The 6,082-nt window shown below is 67.3% G+C and carries 7 protein-coding genes; 4 read left to right on the top strand and 3 right to left on the bottom strand.

The genetic code is table 11. The features are described from left to right. Together ABNU97_RS16880 and ABNU97_RS16875 are read left to right on the top strand one after the other, a co-directional pair. The coding region (locus ABNU97_RS16880) for an alpha/beta hydrolase (protein WP_348767831.1) at window positions 1-327 on the top strand (327 nt) is incomplete at its 5' end. A gap of 40 nt (window positions 328-367) precedes the next feature. Then, window positions 368-1,849, top strand: a complete 1,482-nt coding sequence (locus tag ABNU97_RS16875) for an amidase (RefSeq protein WP_348767830.1) — start codon at window positions 368-370, stop codon at window positions 1,847-1,849. Between the two features lie 149 nt (window positions 1,850-1,998). Here the strand turns inward: ABNU97_RS16875 and ABNU97_RS16870 are convergent, their stop codons facing one another. The 3 genes from ABNU97_RS16870 to ABNU97_RS16860 all read right to left on the bottom strand — a co-directional run bounded on the left by ABNU97_RS16870 (window position 1,999) and on the right by ABNU97_RS16860 (window position 3,933). After that, window positions 1,999-2,526: an RES domain-containing protein gene (locus ABNU97_RS16870; protein ID WP_348767829.1), complete on the bottom strand. Its 528-nt coding sequence runs from the start codon at window positions 2,524-2,526 to the stop codon at window positions 1,999-2,001. Between the two features lie 288 nt (window positions 2,527-2,814). Further along, window positions 2,815-3,186 (bottom strand): antitoxin Xre/MbcA/ParS toxin-binding domain-containing protein, encoded by a 372-nt coding sequence (locus tag ABNU97_RS16865; protein WP_348767828.1) that lies wholly within the window; start codon window positions 3,184-3,186, stop codon window positions 2,815-2,817. Window positions 3,187-3,312: 126 nt separating this feature from the next. Then, window positions 3,313-3,933 (bottom strand): arylesterase, encoded by a 621-nt coding sequence (locus ABNU97_RS16860; protein WP_348767827.1) that lies wholly within the window; start codon window positions 3,931-3,933, stop codon window positions 3,313-3,315. A 53-nt stretch (window positions 3,934-3,986) separates the two neighbouring features. On the opposite strand from ABNU97_RS16860, the gene ABNU97_RS16855 reads away from it, so the two are divergent. Both ABNU97_RS16855 and ABNU97_RS16850 read left to right on the top strand, forming a co-directional pair. Continuing rightward, window positions 3,987-4,661, top strand: coding sequence for an ATP-binding cassette domain-containing protein (locus ABNU97_RS16855; RefSeq protein ID WP_348767826.1), 675 nt, complete (start codon window positions 3,987-3,989; stop codon window positions 4,659-4,661). Window positions 4,662-4,680: 19 nt separating this feature from the next. After that, window positions 4,681-6,082 (top strand): FtsX-like permease family protein (locus ABNU97_RS16850; RefSeq protein ID WP_348767825.1); only part of this gene is annotated, 1,402 nt, incomplete at its 3' end.

Raw genomic sequence — 6,082 nt, 5'->3', positions numbered from 1 at the left:
GTCGCCTGGGCCCAGGCCGCGACCTACGACATGGTCTATACCCAGCCGGTGTTCTACGAGTTCGAGCATATCGACGTGCCCACCACCCTCATGATCGGCACCCGCGACCGCACCGCACTCGGCAGCGATCTGGTCTCCGACGAACTCGCCGCCGAACTGGGCGACTACCCCACCCTGGGCCGCGAAGCCGTCGCCCGCATGCCCGATGCGGAACTGGTGACGTTCGAAGGCATCGGCCATCTGCCGCCGATCGAATCGCCCGAGCTGTTCAAGCAGGCGCTGTTCGATGCACTGAGAACGCCGCGCAGCGAAAGCGAAAGCCAGTAACGCTCATTCAAAGTTCGAGAACGACAAGGACAACGATCCGATGACCGATATCCATCAACTCAGCGCCGGTGAACTGGCCGGCGCCATCGCGCGCGGCGACATCACCAGCCGTGCCGCGCTCGACCACTATCTGGCCCGTATCGAAACGCTCGGTGAACCAATCAACGCCGTCGTGGCCATGGATATCGAAGCCGCCCGCCAGCGCGCCGACGAGGCCGATGCCGCGATCGCGGCCGGTCAGAACTGGGGCCCGCTGCACGGCGTGCCGATGACCATCAAGGACACTTACGAAGTCGCCGGCCTGCCCACCGTCGTCGGCGAACCCAAGCTCAAGGACTATCGCAGCAGTGACGATGCCGTGGCCGTGGCCCGCCTGCGCGCCGCGGGCGCGGTGATCTTCGGCAAGTCCAACACGCCACGCCTGGCCCAGGACGTACAGACCTTCAACCCGATCTACGGCACGACCAACAATCCGTGGAACACCGAGCGCACCTCGGGTGGCTCTTCCGGTGGCGCAGCGGCCGGCCTGGCCGCCGGTTTTACGCCGCTGGAACTGGGCTCGGACCTGGCCGGCTCCATTCGTACCCCGTCGAGCTGGTGCGGCGTGTACGGGCACAAGACGTCCTACGGCGTGATTCCCATGCGCGGCCATATTCCCGGCCCGCCGGGTACGCGCGGCGAACCGGATCTGTGCGTGGCCGGCCCGTTGGCCCGCCACCCGGCCGACTTGGCGCTCGCACTCGACGTGATGGCCGGCGCCGACAGCATCGATGCCAGCGTCTGGCAGGCGAAGCTGCCTGCACCGAAGCCCACCACGCTGGCTGATTTCAAAATCGGCTATCTGTTCGAGCACGACTTCTGCCCGATCTCTGCGGCCGTGAAAGCCCGCCTGGAAGACGCGCTGGAAGCCGCGCGCCGCGCGGGTGCGACGGTCACGAAACTCGACGACCTGCCGGGCGGTTTCGAAGCCAGCTACGAAACCTACGACCGCCTGCTCAATGGCCTGGTCGGCGCCTCCATTCCCGACAAGCTCTATACCAAGGCCAAGCGCGGCGCCAAGTTCCTGGGGCTGGTCGGCAAGAACGAAATGGGCACCACAGGCGGCTTTGCCGAGCGTGCCACCGCAAGCCATCGCGACTGGGCCCAAGCCGACGAAGCCCGCCACAAGCTGCGCGCGAAGTGGCACAGCCTGTTCGCCGACTACGACGTGCTGTTGCTACCCAGCGTTTGCGTACCCGCCATAGCCCACGATCACGGCGGCAACGTGCTCTCGCGCAAGATCGACGTGGACGGCAACAGCCACGGCTATACCAACCTGTTTCGCTGGATCGCCCCGGCCACGGTCGCCGGCCTGCCCGCCACCAGTGCGCCGGTGGGCCTGACCGACGACGGCCTGCCCGTAGGCCTGCAAATCGTCGGCAACTACGGCCACGACCGCACCACCATCGCCTTCGCCCAGCATCTGGCGGCGGCCGGTGTGGAAGCGCCGGCCTGTCCGTATGCCGGCAAGTCCATAGCCTGAACCGGGCGTTGCATCGCCCGGCGGCCTACACGCCGCTGGGCGCCTCCCGTTCCTTGGCCCGTGCCACGAAGAAAACCGAGACGCGCCTGCCGGGACCATGCTCGGGCTCGCACCTCACGCACAAGCCCCGCCGCAAATTGAAACGCCTGCTACGTCCAGGACCGATCATCACGCGGCAGGCGCTGCCAGTCGTCGTTGACGGCCACCTGATACGGCGGTGTGGGTTGCCAGCGCCAGAACACGATATTGCGGTCGCTTGGATGGGCGCCGACCGCGAACGAGGGCACGATAATGGCGCCGACGCCGGCCTCGATAAGCCGGTCGGCCAACGCCCAGCTAGGCGGCATTGCGCCTTCGTAGGCGATCAGTTCCCAGGCACAGGCGAGGTCTTCGAATACCACCTCGGCTGCATCGCAGGCCGCCGGCGTGGACAGGTCGAGCACGCTTTGGTGCGCGACGTCGTAGCTGACGATAGTGAGCGGTTGGAGCTTGTAGGCGAGGCCCTGGTGGGCTTCCGCGATCGCGAGTTCGTAGCTGCTGCTGGTATACAGCGCCGGCACGCCGGGGCGGTTGAAGCGCCCGCCGTGCTTGGCCGCACCGGCACCCGAGTCGGGCGCGAACGACCAGCGCGGGTTATGCGCGCGATAGACCGTGCCGCTGAAGTGGTCGCCCGCCATGCCAAGGAATCTAGCTGGCCCTAGGGCGTGTCGTCATAAGATAAGGCGGCGCATCGGCAGCCAAGCGCCGGCAAGACAAGGCATCGCGAGCGTCGCGTGGCCATGCCACGTGAGCGAGCGATAACGCCGGGTTGCCGGGGCTTGGCCGCCGACCCTCCGGGTTGCCCGCGTCGGACGCGCCATGCGGCGTTGCGGACCTTGACCGTGGCGGGCCACGCTCGGCGGCCCGCGCCTTGCCTGACACGCCCGATGCGGGCAATGCGACGTCATATCTCATGACGACACGCCCTAGGCATAGCCGCCTTCATTGATTCGAGACAGATAGGCTTTCACGGCGTCGGCGCGCCCTTCCTTGACCAGTTCTTCGGCGGTCTGATCGCCGAACGACGGCAGGGGCTGGGAGCGATACCACGCGAACGCCTGGTTGACCGAGCCGGCCCAGGGCTGGGCGCGATTGATGATCTCGATCATGTCGCGCATTCGGGTCTGCACCCGCACGGCACGCTCGCGGTTGCTGCGCCGCAGGGAATCGACGCCAATCCCAAGCACGTCGGCGAGCTGCGTTTTGTTGACGTGCAAGCGCTGTGCGATCGCCCGGGATTCGATCGCCTCGTCGCCGGCGAGATGAAAGAAGCGATCGTCGCTGTCGTTCACGCTCATGGGCATGCCATACGTATTGCCATCAATGTCGTCATATTAGCATGTGCGTACGGCCTGACAGCGCGCTCGCCAGACCGAGCTGCGATGGCGATCGAACGGGCCGCGACCACCAACCACCACCCGATTTCACGGTTGCACAGCGGCCTGCGGTTTCGCGTCGATCAGCGGCGCGAGTGCCGGCCACACGGCATCGAGCATGGCCGGCTGGGCCTGGGCATTCGGATGCACGCCGTCGTTCTGGAAATTACCGCGATCATTCGCGATGTCTTCCAGAAAGAAAGGCACGAAAGCCACGTCGGTTTCGTCGGCCAGATCGACGAAGGCCTGATGAAACTGGTCGGCATAGCGCTTGCCGTAGTTTGACGGGATACGCATGCCCAGCAGCAGCACTTTCGCGCCGGACGCGCGGCTGGTGTCGATCATGGCGGCGAGGTTGTCTTTCATGGTTTTGATCGGCAGCGCGCGCAGGCCGTCGTTGCCGCCAAGCTCCAGAACGACGACGTCCGGTTCGTGGCGTTTCAGCGCTGCGTCCAGGCGCCCGCGCCCGCCGGCGGTGGTTTCGCCCGAGACGCTGGCATTGACCACTTCAACGTCGCGCTCGTTTTCGTCGAGGCGATCGCGCAGCAGCGATACCCAGCCCTGGCCGCGGTCGAGTCCGTAGCCGGCGCTGAGGCTGTCGCCGAAAACCAGGACGCTCGTCTGTGCGTATGCGAAGCTGCATGTCGCAAACAGCAGCGCCGCGGTCATTGTGACCACTGCGCGGCGTAACCCCCTTTTTTCGGACCAAGAAACTCGGCTCAATGTCATCTCCTGCATTAGAAGCGGTCGATCTGTCCAAGACGATCGAAAGCGGCGAGCGTTCGCTCACCATCCTCGACGGTATCGAACTATCGCTGAACATGGGCGATACGCTCTCGATCGTGGGTACGTCCGGCTCGGGCAAATCGACGCTTCTGGCCTTGCTCGCCGGGCTGGATACGCCCACGCGCGGCCGCCTGGCCCTGCTCGGGCGCGAGATGTCGGCGCTGGACGAGGATGCACGCGCGGCCTGGCGCAGCGGCCAGGTGGGCTTCGTGTTTCAGTCGTTCCAGCTGCTCTCCGGCCTGTCGGCGCTGGACAACGTTACCCTGCCGCTGGAGCTTATCGGCACCGATCTGGGCGAGGCGCGCGACACCGCACAGCGGCTGCTCGAACAGGTCGGGCTCGCGCATCGCGTCAAGCACACGCCGCGACAGCTCTCCGGCGGCGAACAGCAGCGCGTGGCGCTTGCACGTGCCTTTGCCTGCCGGCCGAAGATTCTGTTTGCCGACGAACCCACCGGCAACCTCGACGGCGCGACCGGGGCCGAGGTGATCGACCAGCTGTTCGAACTCAATGCCGAGCAAGGCACCACGCTCGTACTGGTCACCCACGACGAAGACCTGGCCGCGCGCTGTGCCCGGCGTACCCGCCTGGCCGACGGGCAGCTGCATTAGCACTGATCGCACTTCAGCCATGCGTCTGGCCTGGCGCCAGATCGGGCGCAGCCGCCGCGACGGCTCGGCCTGGATTCTGTTGATCGCGCTCGTGGTGGCCGTGGCCGCCGTGGGTGCGGTCAGCCAGATGACCGATCGCGTGCGCGCCGGCATGGAACGCCAGGGGGCCGCCACGCTCGCCGCCGACCTGGAACTGGAACTACGCGCGCCGCTGGACGACAAGCGTGCCGCCATCCTCGACGAGATCGGCGTGGCCCATCACGGGGTGACAGTGTTCCCGAGCGTGGTCAGCCACGACGATGAGATCACGCTGGTGTCGGTCAAGGCCGTCCAACAAGGCTATCCGCTGCGCGGCGAAGTCACGCTGAGGCGTGGCGACTTGGGCAGCCCGACGGAAACGGTCACACACGCGCCCGAGCCGGGCACAGCCTGGGTGGCCCAGCGTATCCTCGATGCCCAACAGTTGGCCGTCGGCGATACGCTTGCGCTCGGCGATGCCAAACTCAAGATTGCGGCCGTGCTGGTGATCGAACCCGACCGCGGCCAGGGCTTTGCCAATATCGCGCCGCGCGTGCTCATTCGCAGCGCCGACGTGGCCGCAACTGGCCTGCTCGGCCCCGGCAGCCGGGCGAATTACGACGAGCGCATCGCCGGCGACCCGGCTGCGCTCGAACAGGTGCGCGAACGCCTTGAGCCGACGCTGCAGCCCGGCGAAAAACTGCGCACCCCGGCCGAATCCAACCGCGCGCTGGCGCGGGCGCTGGATCGGGCCGATGTGTTCCTGGATCTGGCCGCGCTGGTGGCGGTGGTACTCGCGGGCGTGGCCATCGCATTGACCGCGCGCCAGCATGCATCGTCGCGACTGGACGAAATCGCCCTGCTCAAGACCCTGGGTGCGGCCCGTGGCTTGATCGCCCGGCTGCTGGCCTGGCAGCTGGTATTCGTGGGCGCGATCGGTATCGGCCTGGGGCTTGTCGTTGCCTGGCTGGCCCAGCTGGGTATTTCGCAGCTGATCGCGCGTGCATTCGAAATCCAGCTGCCGGCTGCGTCGTGGTTTGCGCTCTGGCCCGCAGCCGCGACCGGGGCGGTGCTGCTGGCCGGCTTCGCCTGGCCCGCTCTGGCGCAGGCCCGGGCCACGCCGCCCGCGCGCGTTCTGGCCCGGTCGCTGGCCGAACAGCGCGGGCGCATGTGGCTGATCTATGCAGCCGCGCTGGCGAGCGTTGCCCTGCTGGCGGCGGCCGCCACCCGCGATATCACGCTCACCGCCTGGGTGGTGGGCGCCACCCTGGGCGGCACCGCCGTGCTCTGGCTCGTGGCGCTAGGCCTGCTGGCCGGTATCGACTGGCTACGCCCGCGTATCGGCAACCGCGGCGGGCCGGGCCTGCGCCTGGCGCTGTCGGCGCTGGCCCGCCGGCGCCAGG

Source organism: uncultured Salinisphaera sp. (genome assembly GCF_964012375.1).
Lineage (GTDB): Bacteria > Pseudomonadota > Gammaproteobacteria > Nevskiales > Salinisphaeraceae > Salinisphaera.
The sequence above is the reverse complement of the archived record's forward strand: the minus strand, read 5'-3'. Positions and strand labels throughout refer to the sequence as shown.